Here is a 17,051-nt window from a genome sequence, read left to right on the forward strand (position 1 = left end):
GGATAAAGAACTGCAGTTGGAGGAGGATTGATAAATCAGGTTTTTTCGGCTGGGTGCTGTTTAGCCAGTAACCCGGTGAAATACTGGGTTACCCTCTTTCTGTCCAATACCCTTCCATAATAAGCGGCAAAACAGAAATCAATAGCGTCATCTATGATTTCGGCATTAATGCTTGGTTCCAGGAATTTTTTCAAAGCGGCTTTGATGCTGCTGTAGCGTTTGGAAAAATCCCGGGCAAAAAGCAATTGCGGATATACTGTTTTCGGCTGGGGAGCCGGTATCGCCAAACTGCGCCAGTAATAATCATAATTTATTTTTTTCACTTTACCCAGCACCACCGGTATACAGCCGCTTAAAAGCTCGGTAAAATGGAGATTATCCTTGTCTATAGCGGCTACGGTGGCTGCATAAGCAGTCTGTAATATTTTCGTACGATAAACACCGTATGTTATGGGAACATAATCGGCCAGAAAAACAAAGAGCCTCTCCAGGGGAGAATCATCTTCAATAGAGAAAGTCTGGTACCCGGGGTATAGTTGGATATGCCCGTCCTGTTCCGCCAGCCAGGCATAACTACCGTGGGCCGCCGCATATTCAGGATGGGAACTTAAAAAATCCAGGCAGGCATGATAACCGTCCGGCTGCAGGATATCATCATCCGCAAGGAAAGAGACGAATTCACTTCCTGCTCCTTTCAACCCATCCAGCCATCTGTCCATCAAAGCTGTGTCCGGATCATAATAGCGATACTCAAAGCCCTGTTCACAGCATAAACGCTGATTGGTTAAGGCCTCTCTGTCCGAACCGTCCAGAATCGTAAATCTTATCTCCTGCCGGTCAAAGTGATCGCTTATATAGCGCAGTAAACGCAAAAGATAATGGGAACGGTTATAAGTAGGTATCAATACCGTCGCTTTAAAATCAGGCATAATTTCCCTTCCGCCTTAACCACGCCCCCGGCCAGTAGCTCAGGGGTTTTTTCAGGTTGCTTTCGTTAAAGATCCAGGAAGGCGGTTCGAGCACAAAATCGGGATGGCGTTTAACAAATTCCCGGGCCGCTTCAGCCGGATTATTCCAGTTCCATTGCTTATCTCCCCGCGGGAGATCGCTTAGTTCTTCTATAATCCCATCGGCAGCGATAATATAGGAACCTGCTGTAACCAGCTCATGGTAAGCTTCCAACTCCCCCGATACGTGCGCTTTGGAATGACTGGAATCCAGGACGACCAGGACGCTCTCCCCCGGTTGGATCATAGTTTTTATCAAGCCGGTAACGGCCGGATCAATCGAATTGCCTTCAATCATGGTTATAAGCGATGACAGGGCATGGCCTTCTATAGCCTGGCGGTTATGGTGCCGTATTTCAATATCCACCCCTATCACCCGGCCGTTATTCAGCGCCCGGCATAAACTGGCATAGTATATCAGCGAACCTCCATGGGCTATACCGGTTTCAATAATGACATCCGGCTTGATCCGGTATATAACTTCCTGGATGCGTATCATATCTTCCGGGAACTGGATAATGGGTCTCCCCAGCCAGGTAAAGGTATAGCTATATTTCTCGTTCCAGCTTACCTTGAGCCATTGTTCCGATATGATCTCAAAGGCCTCTCTGCTATAAAGATGCACCCGCCGGTATTCATGCCGGTTTTCAATATCCAGCACCTGCTCTTCGGTATCAATAATTATTCTCATGCTTAAGCCTCCCATGATATAAGGGATACGACCAAGCCGGATTGTTTTAACAACGCAGCTATCTCGTCCCGGTAATTGGGATTCATTATTATAATGGCGGAAATATTTCTGGCGCCGATTTCCCTGTAATCAATTATCGGATGTCCGGTTCCGGTGATACACCTCCCCTGCTTATTAGGGTTTAAATCTATGGCACAGTCGATATTTTGGTGCAATGGGTCAATCAAGTTTAAAAAAGTCACACCTTTGGCTCCGGCACCCCATACAGCCAGTTCTCCGTTATTACGCAAGTCTGCAATTTTATCGGTCCACTTGTTTTTCAGGTTATTTTCCGCTGCAGCATATGACAGGGCCAACCGGCAATTCGCCAGCTGCTTCGGCAATTCTCCCGGCGCATCGTTCACCCGGGCTTTAATCCACATATACTGGTCTTTAAATACCAGTCGTTTATCGATGACACTGAACCCTGCCTGGCGGCAGGCCCACTCCAGTGAAATAAGGTTAAAATAAGAACAATGTTCATAAAAGAAATCATAGATTACCCTATTTTCCAATATCCAGTCGAGTGAAGGGGTTTCAAAAAAAACTATTGCCCGGGGAGAAGCTTTTAAGGCCTCGCGTATCGGCAGCATTAAATCCAGCGGTTTAGCGATATGTTCTATGACATGGCGGCAGATGACCAGGTCAGCAGCAATATCCTGATATGGGGCTCCATAGAGATCATTTATAAAGGTTATTTTACCGTTAGCAACTGTTGCCGGTCCCTGGTAGGCAGGATCAAAGCCATAGCCTCTGGCGCCGGTAATGGCGATCAGCTTTTGCAGAAATGAGCCCCGGCCGCAGCCAATTTCGATAATTATTGGGTTTGGCAGGTTGCATTCAGCCCCTAAATAATTGATTATTTCCTGCATATAGGTTTGGAAAGAGGGCGAGTGATCCTGCCTATTGTCATAATCAGTTCCATATTGCATCTTGCTTAAATCAAAAGCGGAATTAAAAACGAAACTGCAATTCTCGCATAAAGTAAGCTCCAAGTCTCCCCGGGGTACATCTACTGCCTTGCGGCAGTCGCTTATAACCAGATTCTGATGCACCGGAACCTGCTCCCGTTTTAAGAGCAATTCAAGATTGGCGCTGCCGCAAACCGGGCAGCTGTTGCTTTTAACCAACGGTTCACCTCCTTGCGGCCAGCGTTTTCCACCAGATTATGGTTTCATCCAATCCGACTTCCAGGTTATAAGCAGGTTCCCATCCCACTTGAGTCCCCATTTTTTTGCTGCTGGCAACGATAAAGCCTGGTTCGTCAGATACTTGCGGTTTACCGTTAAAGGCTATCAGATTTGCCTTTCCCATTTTTTGGCCGATTTTAGCCAAAAGGTCTTTCAAGCAAATGGGAACTCCGGAAGCAACATTAATGATACCATTGACGTTGCTTTGCAGTAATGCAACCAGTGCCGCTGCTACGTCTTTTACATATAGATAATCCAGGACTTTTTCTCCATTGGCGCATAATGCGGCTTCATTGTTTAATAGACGATTAATTACATAAGGCACTACCCGGCCGGGGTCTTCATAAGGCCCATATACATAAAAAATCCGTCCCCAGGCTGAACTCAGACCCGTTTCCCGGGAATAAGCCGCCAGCATTCTGGATAGGCCGGATTTGCAGGTTCCATATAAAGAATTGTGGCCGTCAGGAGTTATATCTTCCTGTAAATAGCCGTAATCGAGATCATACTCCCAGCAGCTCCCGGCGGCTACCAGTCTCTTTCCCCCGCAGGCCCGGAAGTTCTTGACCAATTCCAGGCTGGACTGCACCCAGCGAAGATTCTCCAGCGAATGGGCGTATCTGCCCCAGGTAGTATACCAGGCCAGGTGCAGCATATATCCCGCTTCTATATCCTGCAACAAGCAGGCTGTTTGGGAGTAATCATGCAGGTTGCAGGTATACCAGTACAGGTTTTCGCTATCAGCCGCTGGCTCAGGAAAACCGAGGGCATGAACTTCAAAACCTGCCCCCACCAGCAGCTCCAGACAATGTCTGCCAATAAAGCCGCCGGCGCCAGTAACTATAACTTTTCTCATATCATAAAGTCGCTCCATTCCTTATCCCTGGCGCTGACCAGTCTCCGGGGAACTTCAGGCCAGTGTATAAGAAAGGCCGGGTCATCCCATCTTATTCCCCGGGCACATTCAGGATGATAAAACTCTGATATCCGGTATAAAACCTCGGTATCATCTTCCAGGGTCTGAAAACCATGGGCGAAGCCCTCGGGGAGATAAAGCATCCGCCGGTCCGGGGCCCTTAAAATAACTGCTCCCCACTGCAAATAAGCGGGTGAGTCCTGACGCAAATCAATAAACACATCGTATATCGCTCCTCTGATGCAGGTAACTACTTTTGCTTCGGGATAAGGAGCATTTTGATAATGCAATCCGCGCAGTGTTCCCTTATATGGGTTAAATGAAATATTGCACTGGGCAATACAGGGGTTAAGCCCGTGTTCTATAAATTCCTGGCGGCAGAAGCTGCGGGCAAAAAAACCGCGCTCATCATTTATCGGTTCCGGTTCAATAATATAAATTCCCGGCAATTGCAGCTGGGTGAAAATCATTAAAACACCTCTCCCGCTTTCGGTATCAAGGCAACAGACCTGCCATTCCATTCTCTTATGCGGGCCAATTGCGCGGGGGCTCTGTATTTCCTCGGTCTGCGCCAGGAAACACCTGCCGCATACATACTCCAGGGGATAAAAAAGTTCCCTTGCGAGCAGTTCTTCCCGGGCAAGATACGAATTGGCCAACGGCATAGCTCCCAGGAATATTGATTTGCGCTGCAGCCGGGTATTACAAAATCTGCATTGCCCGGAATTACCTTGCTTTAATCCATTTGCGGTTATATTTTTCCGGGAAGGTTGCCGTTCAGTTGTCTTTCATAAGCCGCGATCTGCTCCAGGCTTATTTTCAACATATCCGCATGGCTATAATACGCCTTATACCACTGCACTGTCTTGCCCAGCGCCAGTTCAAGGTTCCATTGGGCGCGCCAGCCTAATTGCTTTTGGGCGCGAGAACAGTCCAGCATCAGATAATTGGCTTCATAAGGATGAGATCCTTCATCAGTAATCCAGGAGTTGGCCTCTCCCCATAACCCACTTATGTACTGAACCAGCCATTTTACCGTCTTAATATCATCATCCCGCGGTCCAAAATTCCAGGCTCCGGTATAATCCGAGCCCGACTGGTATAGTTTTTGCGCCAGCAGCAGGTATCCTCCCAGTGGCTCCAGTACATGCTGCCACGGCCTTATGGCATGGGGGGAACGAATAGAAACCGGCTTTTGCTCTATGAAAGCCCGGACACAATCAGGGATAATTCTGTCTTTTGCCCAGTCTCCGCCGCCAATAACGTTACCTGCCCGGGCAGTCGCAAGCGCCATACCATGTTTACCGTACTGAGCCGCAGGAAAGTACGACTTGAGGTAGGCACCGACGATGAGTTCGGTACAACCTTTGCTGCTGCTGTAGGGGTCACTGCCTCCGATGGGGTCATTCTCCCGGTAGCCCCAGAGCCATTCCTGGTTTTCATAGCATTTATCACTGCTTACAATCACTGCCGCTTTCACCACCGGACTTTTCCGCATCGCTTCCAGCAGGTTGGCGGTTCCCATTATATTGGTCGCATAAGTTGCCAGCGGCTCCTGATAAGAGCGTCTTACCAATGCCTGAGCAGCCAGATGGAATACTATTTCCGGCTGATAATTCTTAATTGCCCAATGTAAATGCTCATAGTCCCTCACATCTCCCTTAATGTTTGTCACCATATCGTTTACCTTGCACAAGTTATAAAGACTGGGCATGGTAGGCGGATCTAAAGCATAGCCGATCACCTTTGCCCCCAGACGTTTCAGCCACATGCTTATCCAGGAGCCCTTAAAACCTGTATGCCCGGTTACCAGAACAGTTTTATGCTTGTAAAAACCTGCCCATGATTCTGCCAAATTACCATACCTTCCAGGGTGCGTGTCCTGTGTGCCAGAGTTCCTCCAGCAGTTTTCGATCCCGCAATGTATCCATGGGCTGCCAAAAGCCGCAGTGTTTATAGGCGGCAAGCTGGCCGGCCCGGACCAGAGCCTCCAGCGGTTCCCGTTCCAAACTGGTTCTATCGTCCTTCAGGTATTTGAAAAAATCAGGATTCAGAACAAAAAAGCCCCCGTTTATCCAGGCTCCATCGCCTACCGGCTTTTCGATAAATGATATCACCTGGTCGTTTTCATTTATAAGCAGCGAGCCAAAACGCCCGGCCGGTTTAACCGCCGTTACGGTAGCAGCCTTATTCTGGCGATAATGAAAACCGAGCAGTTCCTTAATATCAATATCAGCCACCCCATCGCCGTAAGTAAGCATGAACGGTTCATCTCCCACATAGGTTTGAATCCTTTTTACCCGCCCCCCGGTAAGCGTATTCAAGCCGGTATCTACCATGGTTATTTTCCAGGGCTCGGCATAATTGTCATGAATGCTGATAGAGTTGTCGGTAAGGTTAACGGTAAGATCGCTCATGTACAGAAAATAATGGTAGAAGTACTCTTTGATGACATATCCCTTGTACCCCAGGCAGATAATAAACTCATTAAAGCCATAGGCCGAATAAATCTTCATGACGTGTTTGAGAATAGGCATACCGCCGATTTCCACCATAGGCTTGGGTTTCACCACCGTCTCTTCACTCAATCTGGTGCCAAACCCGCCGGCCAGAATTACTACCTTCATAGCGCCTCCCCAAGAAATTAACCCTCATCAGCCACAAGGGAGCATGAGCATCAGGTGTCGATTGCTAATTATTCCTGGTCATACTGTATGATTTTTAAACCTTAATCGTGCCGCCGGAAACGGTTCAGGGGTAAAACCGGTCTTTCAGGCTCAACAATTCGGCCTGTCGTTGGCTGAACTGATGATCTATTTCCCTTTTGGTCAACTCATCCAGATCAAGCTGAACACAGTTTTGATTTGACCGGGCAACAGCAGGATGTTCAACCAGGTAATCTATGACATCATCGAGATCAAGCACTTGGTCGAAAGGGATACGGGAATAAACATTATTAATAAGCTGATAATCCTCTTCATAATCCAGGGTTAACCTTAAATCGGGCCGGTTAAGTTTTCCGGCGGCCTTTATTTCTCCAATCGTAAAAATTTCCGGCCTGTCAATGAGATATCCCCAAATCTCAGTATTAATAAGGCTCTTAAAACAACAGACCGTCTCTACCGCCCTGGTTTTTAGCCCATATACACCAGCTCCGATCGGAAGGCCGGAGGTTTTTACAAAATCCTTGTTCTGCCTTTTCAGGGTATCAGCCGTCAGGTTGGCATAGTATATTGAAAACAAGGGGTTGTCGGCCGTAATACTCAAGAAGTAGTCCATATTAAAAAAGCGGGCTGCATCCAATAGCCTTTGCAATACATCATCTTCACTGCCGTTGAAGTAATATATTCCGTTTTTTTGAGCAATGTCCACCAGCGGCTTATCCTGAGGATCGGCTGAAGTGCAGAGCACTATTTCCGATATATCCCGAACTTCCCGGGCGCGATCTATTATCCGTTCGATAACGGTTTTGCCCTTTAACCCTCTCAATATCTTCAAAGGCAGTCGGGAGGACTTCAGTCGGGCAGTTATCAGAAAACCCGTTTTCATTTTCCAGCCTCCAGTCCTCCGGTCAAATCGGTCAAGCCCGGCTGTTTATATTGGTATTCCACCTTGGTATGATCGATTATCTCATCTTCATCAATATCCCGCTGTGCCCTTAACCCGATTAAGTTAAGGAATTCTTTTTGCTTAAGCGCTGCTTCCCTTGCAGTCCTTTTAAACCACAGGTTTTGCAGGGAGAGCCGCTCGCCTTTCATTATCTTTTTCCTGGCTACAATAGCCTTTTTCATCGGCCCGGTGCTGCCATAGGCCATTTCCTCCTGCGACATTAACAGACGGCCGCTGCCGTAAGCCGACAAGTATATTTCCATCAGTTGCTTTATCTTTTTCATTTCCTTCTTGCCCACGGCGGAATGATAATCAATCCTCGCTATTCCCATATCCGGGGTATAATGCTTCTCCAGAATATTGATGCCCATGGCCGCAGCCATAGCGGAAATATAGACATTGTTTTCGTCATCATATCCGGTATGATCGGCATAGCCTACCGGTACATCAAAAACAGCCTGTAATTTTAACATTTTGGCCAGGTTTATATTGGAGTAATCAGTAGGATATGATTGGAAGCCATACATTAATAGCATATCGTTTTTCCCGCGTTGTCTTAACAGGTCAACGGCATAGTCTATTTCATCAATAGTGGAACCTCCGACCCCCAGTATAATCCGGTTGGGGAAACCGGCTGCTTCGTTCAGCATATAATAGTCGTTTAATGAAGTGGCATGCATTTCTATGCCCGATAGGCAAGGATGTTCCTGCTTAATGTATTGTATTGATTCAATGTCGTCACAAAGAGCAATGATATCCAGGCCCAGCTGTTTTGACCGGGCAAAAATTTCATCCCATTGTTGGGGGGTGAATATTGCCTTTCTGGTTGCCGCCAGCAGGGGATGGTTTTTTTCCAGATAACTTTCCGCTTTAAGCAACAAATGATACTTTACTGCATTTAATCCGATTTCAGCTATATCGTTCAGCATCTTGCCCAGATAATTAAAATCGCCTTCATGATGATAGGCGGTTTCCCCAATAATGTAAGGACGCATCGCAGGTTCACCCCCAGCGCTTAACCAAATACCTCGGCATACTCCATGTTGGCTCGTTTATAATCATTAATCCGGCCAATATCTATCCAGTATTCCCTTATAGGGAAAACAGCTATTTCTTTGCGCTCAGCCAGCAGTCTGCGGAACAGGTCCGGTATATCCAAATATGATTGGGCCGGAACATATTTCAGGAGGGACGGATGCAATACATATAATCCGGCATTAATAAAAAAGCGCTGCACCGGTTTCTCTTCTATGCTGTTCAGCCGCTGTTTATTGACCGTGACTACCCCATAAGGTATTTGCAGGGAATAGTTCCGTACACACATAGTAGCGACTGCATTCTGACTGTCTTGAAAATCCAGGAGATGGCGGAAATCCACCTTGGTCAGGATATCGCCATTCATCAATAAAACCGGCTCATCCGGTTTACGGGGAAGCAGCCCTATAGCACCGGCAGTTCCCAGGTATTTATCTTCATGCAGAAAACTGATTTCCACTCCCCAACGCGAACCGTCACCAAAATACTGCATGATCATATCCGCCCGGTAGTTTACTGATATATAAAAATGTTTGAATCCCTGTTCCATAAAATTTTCTAAAATGGTTTCCAGAACCGGTTTGCCGCCAACATGGAGAAGAGGCTTGGGGCAAGCTTCAGTCAGGGGCCGCAAACGGGTACCTGAACCACCGGCCATCAGCAGCACCCAGTTATCGCGGATGCCTTGGTTAACCAAATCATCAATTAATTCCAGCCCCACCAAAGAACCATCATAATCAAGAACCGGTATATGATGCAGGGTGGTATTTTTCATAATGGTCAAGGCTTTTTCACGGTCATCATCCACCCTGATAAACCGGGGCCTGGTGTTCATGGTAAGTCTGACCGGGTTATCCAGGCTGAAACCTTTCAGGATACTGCGGCGAATATCTCCGTCGGTTACTGTTCCCAGCAGATAATTATTTTCATTTATTACCAGGGCAATTTTCAGACCTGATTTATCGATTATCTGGATAGCCTCCAAAATGGTCCGGTCCGGATAAATAATGCACTTTTTCCACTGTTCCATTAAGCGCTCCATATAAATAGATCTATGATTACTGCATAATATGCTAAAGTCCGGCTGGCAGTGCCTGGGCTCCAATTCCTGGCGCGCAGTATAAGTTGACCTGCCCGGACCTGGCCTGGTCACAATCGGTCGTTCACTCCAGCAAAACCAGTTACCGGTAGAATATTACCCGGTGCGGGGTTTCCCCGCAGGTGAGCCGGTATTCGTTCCGCATCTGTTCATATTGCTCTTTCCGGTATATTTTCTTACCAATTTTAAATCGGGCCCTGACTTGGGAGAACCCGGCTTTAAAAAATAACAGGGCGTTATCCGGACTGCTGTCGGTACCTCCGCCCAGATGCAATACCTGGCAGCCAAGTTGCTGACCAAGGGAAACGGCCTCATGTAATATCAGACTGCCGGCCCCCAATGATTTACCTTGGGCTGTGGAGGCTGACAGATGGTATTCCATAATATAAGCTCCGGCAAGAAAAACAGCCGCCGCCAGGACTTCGTCATTCAGCCTGCAAATGGCGAGGCAGGCCTGATCCCCGACCAGCATCTCTTCAAAATAAGCCCGCGGGAAAAGGTAATAGGGCTTCGCTCCTAATGCATTCATCGCCGCCATATAGAGCGGGGGAAATACCTGTAAAAAATACCGGCTGTCACACCATTCAACCTGCAGGCCATTTTTTAAGGCTTTGCGAATCGTGGTCCTGACCCGGGAGCGGTAGAGCGATACCGGGTCGTTAACCTGCAGGTCAACCCAGACTGTCGGGCGGTTATCAATTATTTCGCCGTTAAAATAACGCCAGTTATTGAGTAAAGGATGAAAACGGACAAACTCCAGCAGGATATTTTGGTCTGCGCTCCATGCAGAGAATTCCGACCAGGCGCGAGCCAGAAATCTTTTATTGTCAGTACTTGCGATTGGGCCTCCATAACCATAGGGAGACTGAATATCAAACAGTTCTGTTCCCTCTACAGGAGTTTTATGAAAGCCATGGTAATAATAATCTCCACCTGCTTCAAATACAAAAAAAACCGGGGTTAAAAAATCGTTTCTTTTGGCATCGGCCATAACATAGTCAGGATGGAGACCGGGAGCGGTAATATGGCCCGGGAAGCGCTTAAAGACCTCCAGGGCCCGGTCATATTGAATCGGCATGGGTTAATACCTCCCGTTAAGAATTTAATCCGGCCATACGGGTTCAGCCATAAAAAAAGGCCAGTTTATCTACCAGATAGTTCAGATCCGCTTCATTTATCCTCTGGTCCAGGGGCAGGGTAAGTATTGACCGGCTAAGGCACAGATCATCCTTAAATGCCGATTCTTCATTATTAACGGATAGGGGCCAGTGAACGGGACAATAAATACTATGCCGGCTCAGGAATCTCCTTAATCTATGGCGATGTTCGGGATTGGTTTTTATGGGAAAGCCCAGCGGTACTTCCCCGTCTTCCAACTCATCAAATAAGGCTGTGATATTACCGGTGAGCACTTTTCGGGATGCTAATAAACCCTGCAGATAAATCCAATTGCGGCGGCGAATTCCGGAAATTTCACTTATATCAGTTCTCGCCCCAATGAATCTGGACAGAAAGGACATGGCCCGCGGCTCTACGCGGTAATCAATGGTATTTTCCGCTTGCTCCAGCAACTCTAAAAAAGACTCCGGACTCCCCCTATTTTCTCTGATCAACTTGGCCGACAGTTTGGCCGATATAAATGTTTCATCCGGCTGGCCGAGCTTGAAGTTTATCGGTTGGTCATAAGCCAGGAGGGCGCCGTCGGGCTGAGGAAGAAATTTACGATAACTGTTGATTATGAAATCGCCCCACTGCCCCAGATTAGTACTCAGCGAAGCCTGGACGTTATCCTCAATAATAAAAAAAGAATCTTCATATCGTGATTGTTCCGTCAACCACTTGATTATGGGCCCGTTTTTTTTACCGAAATAATTGATAAATAAAAATGTCCCTTTATTTATCCGGTAAGGCAACATTGCCGGTTTTCGGAGGTTGCCACCCATGGAATAGTAATGGATGGCGAATCCCAGCTGATAAAAAGGCAGAACTATGGAATCACAGCAATAACGCGGCAGCCAGGCTTCTTTGGCCCCCCCCTGCTGAATAATTCCCAATAGCGCTAAATACAGGGCTGAACGGCCGGTGTCAACCAGCACATGATGTTTTTTGTTATAAGGCATAAACCGGTCATTAACCAACGGCTTTAGGAAAATATCTACACCCAGGCCCAATTCTCCGCCCATAGGCATTATAAGCGCTTCCCCCCCTTAATTACGGGAATAACCAATACGTCCACCCCGTAAGCTTTCCATAACCAATAGGCCTTAATTATCTTGGTTGAGCAGTAGATAGTATTCATCACGATTGATGCCGATAATAATCTGATCCCAGTAGCGTCCCTGACGGTAATAGCAGTTTCTCTTCCTGCCTTCCTGCTTCCACCCGCATTTGCCCGTATACATCCCCAGGGAGGCCTGGTTATATTCGATAACGGTAGTATCCAGGCGTTCCAAGCCCAATTCTTCAAAACTATAACGCATGACAGCCATGACTGTATCCGAACCATACCCCTGACCCCGCAGAAATTCGTCCCCGATAAACAGGCCGTGAAAAGCATTGCGGTCCTTCCAGTTAATGGCGACTAAATTAGCCATGCCAATCAATCCATGCTCAGGGGTATCGATGGCAAAACGCTGATTCAACTGGTCCGACTGTAATTTCTGCCACCACCTTTCCATTTGCCAACTGGAGCTGGGTAAGTGCCACCCACCCAGCCCGGTCTGTATTTCCGGGTCGTTGCTCCAGTAATGGAGACGGGACAGGTCTTCCCGTTCTATAGCCCGCAATGTGACCCGTTTGCCTTTTATGTTCATAAAATATCTCCTCCTGAGTCAGGCATCTGCAATAAACTCCGCATCCCAAAAGGTTTTAGCCCTGTCGGCTACCCTTAAATCTATATTACCGAGAAAATCCACCACTTTCTGTTCGGTATCAGCCCGGCTCATGGGACTTTTGAATTCACTCAACCGCTGGCGGTAATCCCTGTCAAAGATGGCGTTACGGATGGCCTGTTTGATTTGTTCCCGGTCATAATCGGTATTCAGCAGGCACGCCAAGGTCTCCCGCCCCTGTTGTCTGTCACCGATATTGATAACCGGCAGGCCCACACTCATAGCCTCAACTATGCCTGAGCTGGAGTTGCCGATCATGGCTTCCGCATGAGCCATAATGCTGGCAAAACGCTCGCGGCTGCCTGACGGCGGGAGAAGGTGAAGATGAGGATGGCGCCTGGCATATTCCTTCATGGTGGCCAGAATGACCCGGCTCCCGGCATCATCATTCGGGTTCGCTAACAACGCCGGATAAGGCAGCGAAGCTACCGCTTCCAGGGTTTCCACGATCTGATAACCGGCTTGCTCCTGGGTGTGGCTAACGGCATGCTGAACCACCAACAGATACGGTTGCTCCACAGGCAAACCCAAATCCTCACATATCTTTTCCCGCGAATAGATCACATCAGGACGGATATCGGCCCCGGGCAATCCTACCACCCGCACCCGGGCAGGGTCTTCACCCATCCGGATAATTCGCCGGGCATGTTCTTCTGTGGCGGGTAAATGAAAATGGGCAAACTTGGTGACGGCATGGCGAATGGAATCATCGATAGAACCGGAAACACTGCCGCCGCATAAATGTACCACCGTAATATTCTGGCAAGCTGCCGCCATCGCCCCGGCCAGTTGTTCGCCCCTATCGCCCAGAACCAGGACGATGTCCGGTTTAATGGATGCAACCGCCTGGCTTATCCCCAGCAGGTACAATCCCAGCGATGCTGCCATGGCTGACAGATCATCGCCGCTGATACGCCCAAAAACCCGTTCGGCAATAGTAAAGCCGTCCGCAGCTATTTCCCGCCAGGTTTCACCATGAGTAATATCCAAATGCATGCCGGTTACCAAAATACTGAGGGTAAGATCCGGAGCAGCCTGGATGGCCTGCAATACCCGTCGCGCAGGGCCGTAATCAGCTCTGGAACCGCTTATAAATAAAATCCGCCTCATTCCAGCATCTCCCAGGTTATGGGCACGTCGTCAGGAATAGACTGTTTCGTGGTTCGCCCCCGTACGCTTTCCCATAAGCGGGGGTCGATACCGGTAGCCGGACGCTTAAGGGTGACATTATCATCATCCAGCCGTTCACCCGCCTCAATAACCCGGCTTGAGACCAGACTACGGCGCGCAAGCATCCTGATTTCAGCCTCGTCCGGATGGGGACGTTTGACCCCATCACCCAGGGCCGCTTCAGCCGCCCGGATTGTTTTAATAAAGCCGGTAAATTCTACTGGATCCATGGACATCGCATGGTCAGGACCAGGCAGCTTTTTATCCAGGGTAAAATGTTTTTCAATCATACGGGCTCCCAGGGCAACAGCAGCTATTGCGGCCACCATTCCCAGGGTATGGTCACTGTAGCCTGCCAGGGTCCCCAGCGCTTCAGCCATGTTCCGCATAGCGCGTAAATTGACGGCGGACGGGTCAGCCGGATAATTGGATACACATTGAAACAAAACCAGAGGGCTATTACCATGTTGGCGAATATGCTCGACACTTCCTGCCACATCTTGAAGGGTGCACATACCCGTACTCAACAATATCGGCAAACCGCTGCGGGCGCAGGAGGCCAATAGCGGATAGTTGCTTATTTCACCGGATCCAATTTTAATGCATGGCCCCCCTATCTTAAGCGAATACTCTACCGCCAGGGGTTCAAAACAGGAGGCTATGTAGGTAATACCGACCTTATTACAATATTGGGCAATAAGGCCATGTTTTTCCCAGGGCAGGTAATAGCTTTGCCCCATCTCAAGCATATTTCCGGCACCGGTAGCCCTATACTGGTAACCGGCAGTCGGGGCGAGATAAGAAACCTGTTCATCAGGCCGGTAAAGTTGAAATTTAATGGCATCAGCCCCGGCGCCGTAAGCAGCGTCGACCAGTTTCAGGGCCTGGTCCAGACTGCCGTCATGGTTGACACCGGCTTCGGCAATAATATAGCACGGATGATTTTCCCCGATTATTCGTGACCCAATTTCAATTTCACGTATGACTGCTCAACTCCCATTGAAGAAATCCGGAATATTTCCGCCATAATCAAAAATAAAAATTCCCATATCATCTTTTGACCGTATATTCCCTAGTCAAATAAGGTTTTTACAGCGGCATCAAGGTTTAATTATAAATATGCACTGCTGGGCAGGTTTACAATCCTTTTTTCCAGATCCGCTGCGGTCTTTAAATCCATACGGGGGCAGTTGCGGTAAATAGGCAGCTCAGGCATTAAAGTCCAGGCCGGGCGGGTCATAATGCCCTGGCTGTTGCTCAAGGCCAGCAGGTTATCGCGCTGGTCAGAATAGTTCTTATTCAGCAAGAGAACATTCAGCCAGTAATTGCTGCGGGCCTGACTGCTTTCCATGAAAACCTCCGCTCCTTCAATTGCAGCCAGTGCCTCCCGGTATCTTGCCGCCAGGGCTCTTTTTTTCCGAACGAATTCCGGCAGCTGCTCCATTTGCGCACAACCCAGGGCCGCGTTGATATTGGGCATTCTATAGTTATAACCCAGCCTGTCATGGTTAAATGACCACCGGTGGGGCAGCTTGGCTTGAGTGGTTAAATGCCTGGCCTGACCGGCCAGGCATTTATCATTGGTCATTATGGCCCCTCCGCCGCCGGTAGTAACAATTTTATTGCCGTTAAAGCTGAGAATGGATACCCGCCCCCAGCTCCCGGTGTGGCAGCCCTGATAAAAGGACCCCAGAGACTCGGCGGCATCTTCAATAAGTTCCAACCGGTATTTACGGCATACCTCGACCAGAGGCTCCATATCCACCGGATGCCCGAAGGTATGCATGGGTACCGCCGCTTTGATACGGCGGCCGCTTTTTTGATTAAAGCAACCTTGCAGGTTGACCCGGGCAACTTCCTGCAAGTAGCTGTCCAGCTTGCCCGGGTCCAATCCCAGGGTGCTTTCGGCACTGTCTGCAAAATGGGGTATAGCTCCACCGTAACTTACCGCATTGGCTGTGGCCACAAAAGTCAATGCCGGAATCAAAACCTCGTCACCGGCCGTTACCCCTGCCAATTGCAGACCTATATGCAAAGCTGCGGTGCCGTTTACTACCGCTACCGCATGTTTTATCCCGGTATAATCAGCCAATAGTTGTTCAAAGCGGCCGACATAATTGCCTGCCGAAGACACCCAGCCGCTGTCCAGGCATTCCTTAACATAATTCCATTCATTGCCGTAAAAGCAAGGTTCATGCAGGGGAATGAAATCCCGGTTAGGTGGCAAGACACCGCGCAGGGCTCCAATAATTGCATTGAGACTGAATTCTTTTTTCATAGATTATAAATGTTGGGCCTATATCTTTTTAGATTTTCGGCCGCACAGAACCATTTAATGGTCTCGGTCAAACCGCGTTTTAAACCCTCGCGCCCGGCATATTCAGGTTCCCAGCCCAGAAGTCTCTGCGCCTTGCAATGGTCCGCCCATAAGCGTTCCACCTCGCTTTTTTCCGGACGCAGGCGCACCTCTTCGGTCTGTATTTCTACTTTTGCCCGCATTATTTCTGCTATAACCGCAACCAGGTCAGCGATGGATATTTCATAATTACTGCCTATGTTGACTACTTCACCGACCGAAGCATCTGATCCAGCCACCGCAATGAATCCCCGCACCGTATCTTTTATATAGTTAAAATCCCGGGTCGGATGAATACTACCCAGTTTTATTGTTCGGCGGCCGCTGGCTATCTGGCTGATTATCGTGGGGATAACGGCACGGGCGGACTGGCGGGGGCCATAGGTGTTGAAAGGACGAATAATGGCAATCGGGGTAAGAAAAGAATTATAAAAAGCCAGAGCCATCTGATCGGCGGCAATCTTGGTGGCTGAATAGGGCGACTGGCCCTGCACCGGGTGTTCTTCATTAATAGGGACAAACCGGGCTGTACCGTATACTTCACTGGTGGAGGTGTGAATGACTTTTTCCACATCGAGGCGGCGGGCAGCCTGAAAAATGTTCAGGCTGCCCTTGATGTTGGTATCCACATAAGTGTCAGGAGAATAATAAGAATAGGGGATACCTACCAGAGCGGCAAGATGGAATACCACCTCGCAGCCCTGCATGGCTAAATCAACTCCATGCGGGTCCCGGATATCTCCCGCGCATATCTCCAGATTATCCTGTATATCCCGCGATACATGATCCAACCACCCCCAGGAATTATGCGAATTATAATATACCAGGGCACGCACGCCATACCCTAATTTAACCAGTTCCTCACTGAGATGAGAGCCTATGAATCCGTCGGCACCGGTAACCAGGATTCTTTTCTTGGCTAAATCCAATTTTCAACCTCCAGCCAGGCTAAATTTATCATAGCAATACTACTAAAAGTATATGTTTATATTAAAGTAATGGTGAAAGCGCTGGTAATTAACCTGTTTTTGCACAAGGGTATTGCAGA

18 protein-coding genes are annotated in these 17,051 nt (G+C 48.4%); 1 reads left to right on the forward strand and 17 read right to left on the reverse strand.

The features are described from left to right. Positions 1–35: 35 nt before the first annotated feature. The 15 genes from ACU70B_RS10700 to ACU70B_RS10770 all read right to left on the reverse strand — a co-directional run bounded on the left by ACU70B_RS10700 (position 36) and on the right by ACU70B_RS10770 (position 14,486). Positions 36–929, reverse strand: a complete 894-nt coding sequence (locus ACU70B_RS10700) for a TIGR00180 family glycosyltransferase (RefSeq protein WP_447183530.1) — start codon at positions 927–929, stop codon at positions 36–38. Next, positions 922–1,698, reverse strand: coding sequence for a cephalosporin hydroxylase family protein (locus tag ACU70B_RS10705; protein ID WP_447183531.1), 777 nt, complete (start codon positions 1,696–1,698; stop codon positions 922–924). The genes ACU70B_RS10700 and ACU70B_RS10705 overlap by 8 nt, the downstream gene beginning before the upstream one ends. A gap of 2 nt (positions 1,699–1,700) precedes the next feature. Beyond that, positions 1,701–2,867, reverse strand: coding sequence for a class I SAM-dependent methyltransferase (locus ACU70B_RS10710; RefSeq protein ID WP_447183532.1), 1,167 nt, complete (start codon positions 2,865–2,867; stop codon positions 1,701–1,703). 4 nt (positions 2,868–2,871) lie between these two features. After that, on the reverse strand, positions 2,872–3,783 hold the full coding sequence (locus ACU70B_RS10715; protein ID WP_447183533.1) for an NAD-dependent epimerase/dehydratase family protein: 912 nt from the start codon (positions 3,781–3,783) through the stop codon (positions 2,872–2,874). After that, on the reverse strand, positions 3,780–4,598 hold the full coding sequence (rfbC, locus tag ACU70B_RS10720) for a dTDP-4-dehydrorhamnose 3,5-epimerase (protein ID WP_447185755.1): 819 nt from the start codon (positions 4,596–4,598) through the stop codon (positions 3,780–3,782). The genes ACU70B_RS10715 and rfbC overlap by 4 nt, the downstream gene beginning before the upstream one ends. Further along, a complete protein-coding gene (gene rfbG / locus ACU70B_RS10725; protein WP_447183534.1) occupies positions 4,595–5,698 on the reverse strand; it encodes a CDP-glucose 4,6-dehydratase in 1,104 nt (367 codons plus the stop codon). The genes rfbC and rfbG overlap by 4 nt, the downstream gene beginning before the upstream one ends. A gap of 1 nt (position 5,699) precedes the next feature. Next, positions 5,700–6,470, reverse strand: coding sequence for a glucose-1-phosphate cytidylyltransferase (gene rfbF / locus ACU70B_RS10730; RefSeq protein WP_447183535.1), 771 nt, complete (start codon positions 6,468–6,470; stop codon positions 5,700–5,702). 124 nt (positions 6,471–6,594) lie between these two features. Further along, positions 6,595–7,392: a cytidylyltransferase domain-containing protein gene (locus ACU70B_RS10735; protein WP_447183536.1), complete on the reverse strand. Its 798-nt coding sequence runs from the start codon at positions 7,390–7,392 to the stop codon at positions 6,595–6,597. Continuing rightward, positions 7,389–8,447: an N-acetylneuraminate synthase family protein gene (locus tag ACU70B_RS10740; protein ID WP_447183537.1), complete on the reverse strand. Its 1,059-nt coding sequence runs from the start codon at positions 8,445–8,447 to the stop codon at positions 7,389–7,391. Before ACU70B_RS10740 ends, ACU70B_RS10735 begins: the two co-directional genes overlap by 4 nt. Before the next feature lie 20 nt (positions 8,448–8,467). Next, positions 8,468–9,517, reverse strand: coding sequence for a nucleotidyltransferase family protein (locus tag ACU70B_RS10745; RefSeq protein ID WP_447183538.1), 1,050 nt, complete (start codon positions 9,515–9,517; stop codon positions 8,468–8,470). Between the two features lie 151 nt (positions 9,518–9,668). After that, complete coding sequence (locus ACU70B_RS10750) at positions 9,669–10,664, reverse strand: GNAT family N-acetyltransferase (protein ID WP_447183539.1); 996 nt, start codon at positions 10,662–10,664, stop codon at positions 9,669–9,671. 43 nt (positions 10,665–10,707) lie between these two features. Then, positions 10,708–11,775, reverse strand: a complete 1,068-nt coding sequence (locus ACU70B_RS10755) for a hypothetical protein (protein ID WP_447183540.1) — start codon at positions 11,773–11,775, stop codon at positions 10,708–10,710. 75 nt (positions 11,776–11,850) lie between these two features. Continuing rightward, positions 11,851–12,399, reverse strand: coding sequence for a GNAT family N-acetyltransferase (locus ACU70B_RS10760; RefSeq protein ID WP_447183541.1), 549 nt, complete (start codon positions 12,397–12,399; stop codon positions 11,851–11,853). A gap of 18 nt (positions 12,400–12,417) precedes the next feature. Beyond that, positions 12,418–13,587 carry a UDP-N-acetylglucosamine 2-epimerase gene (gene neuC, locus ACU70B_RS10765; protein WP_447183542.1) on the reverse strand — a complete coding sequence of 390 codons (1,170 nt, stop codon included), beginning with the start codon at positions 13,585–13,587 and terminating at the stop codon, positions 12,418–12,420. Then, the gene (locus ACU70B_RS10770) at positions 13,584–14,486 is read right to left on the reverse strand and encodes an N-acetylneuraminate synthase family protein (RefSeq protein WP_447185756.1); all 903 of its coding nucleotides are present in this window, start codon (positions 14,484–14,486) and stop codon (positions 13,584–13,586) included. Before ACU70B_RS10770 ends, neuC begins: the two co-directional genes overlap by 4 nt. Here ACU70B_RS10770 and ACU70B_RS10775 point away from each other — a divergent pair. Then, positions 14,379–14,609, forward strand: coding sequence for a hypothetical protein (locus ACU70B_RS10775; protein WP_447183543.1), 231 nt, complete (start codon positions 14,379–14,381; stop codon positions 14,607–14,609). The genes ACU70B_RS10770 and ACU70B_RS10775 overlap by 108 nt on opposite strands. A gap of 149 nt (positions 14,610–14,758) precedes the next feature. Here ACU70B_RS10775 and ACU70B_RS10780 read toward each other — a convergent pair whose 3' ends face one another. Both ACU70B_RS10780 and ACU70B_RS10785 read right to left on the reverse strand, forming a co-directional pair. Then, positions 14,759–15,925, reverse strand: coding sequence for a LegC family aminotransferase (locus tag ACU70B_RS10780; protein WP_447183544.1), 1,167 nt, complete (start codon positions 15,923–15,925; stop codon positions 14,759–14,761). After that, positions 15,922–16,932, reverse strand: a complete 1,011-nt coding sequence (locus tag ACU70B_RS10785) for an NAD-dependent 4,6-dehydratase LegB (RefSeq protein WP_447183545.1) — start codon at positions 16,930–16,932, stop codon at positions 15,922–15,924. The genes ACU70B_RS10780 and ACU70B_RS10785 overlap by 4 nt, the downstream gene beginning before the upstream one ends. Positions 16,933–17,051: the final 119 nt, after the last annotated feature.

The organism is Syntrophomonas curvata, from assembly GCF_052976825.1.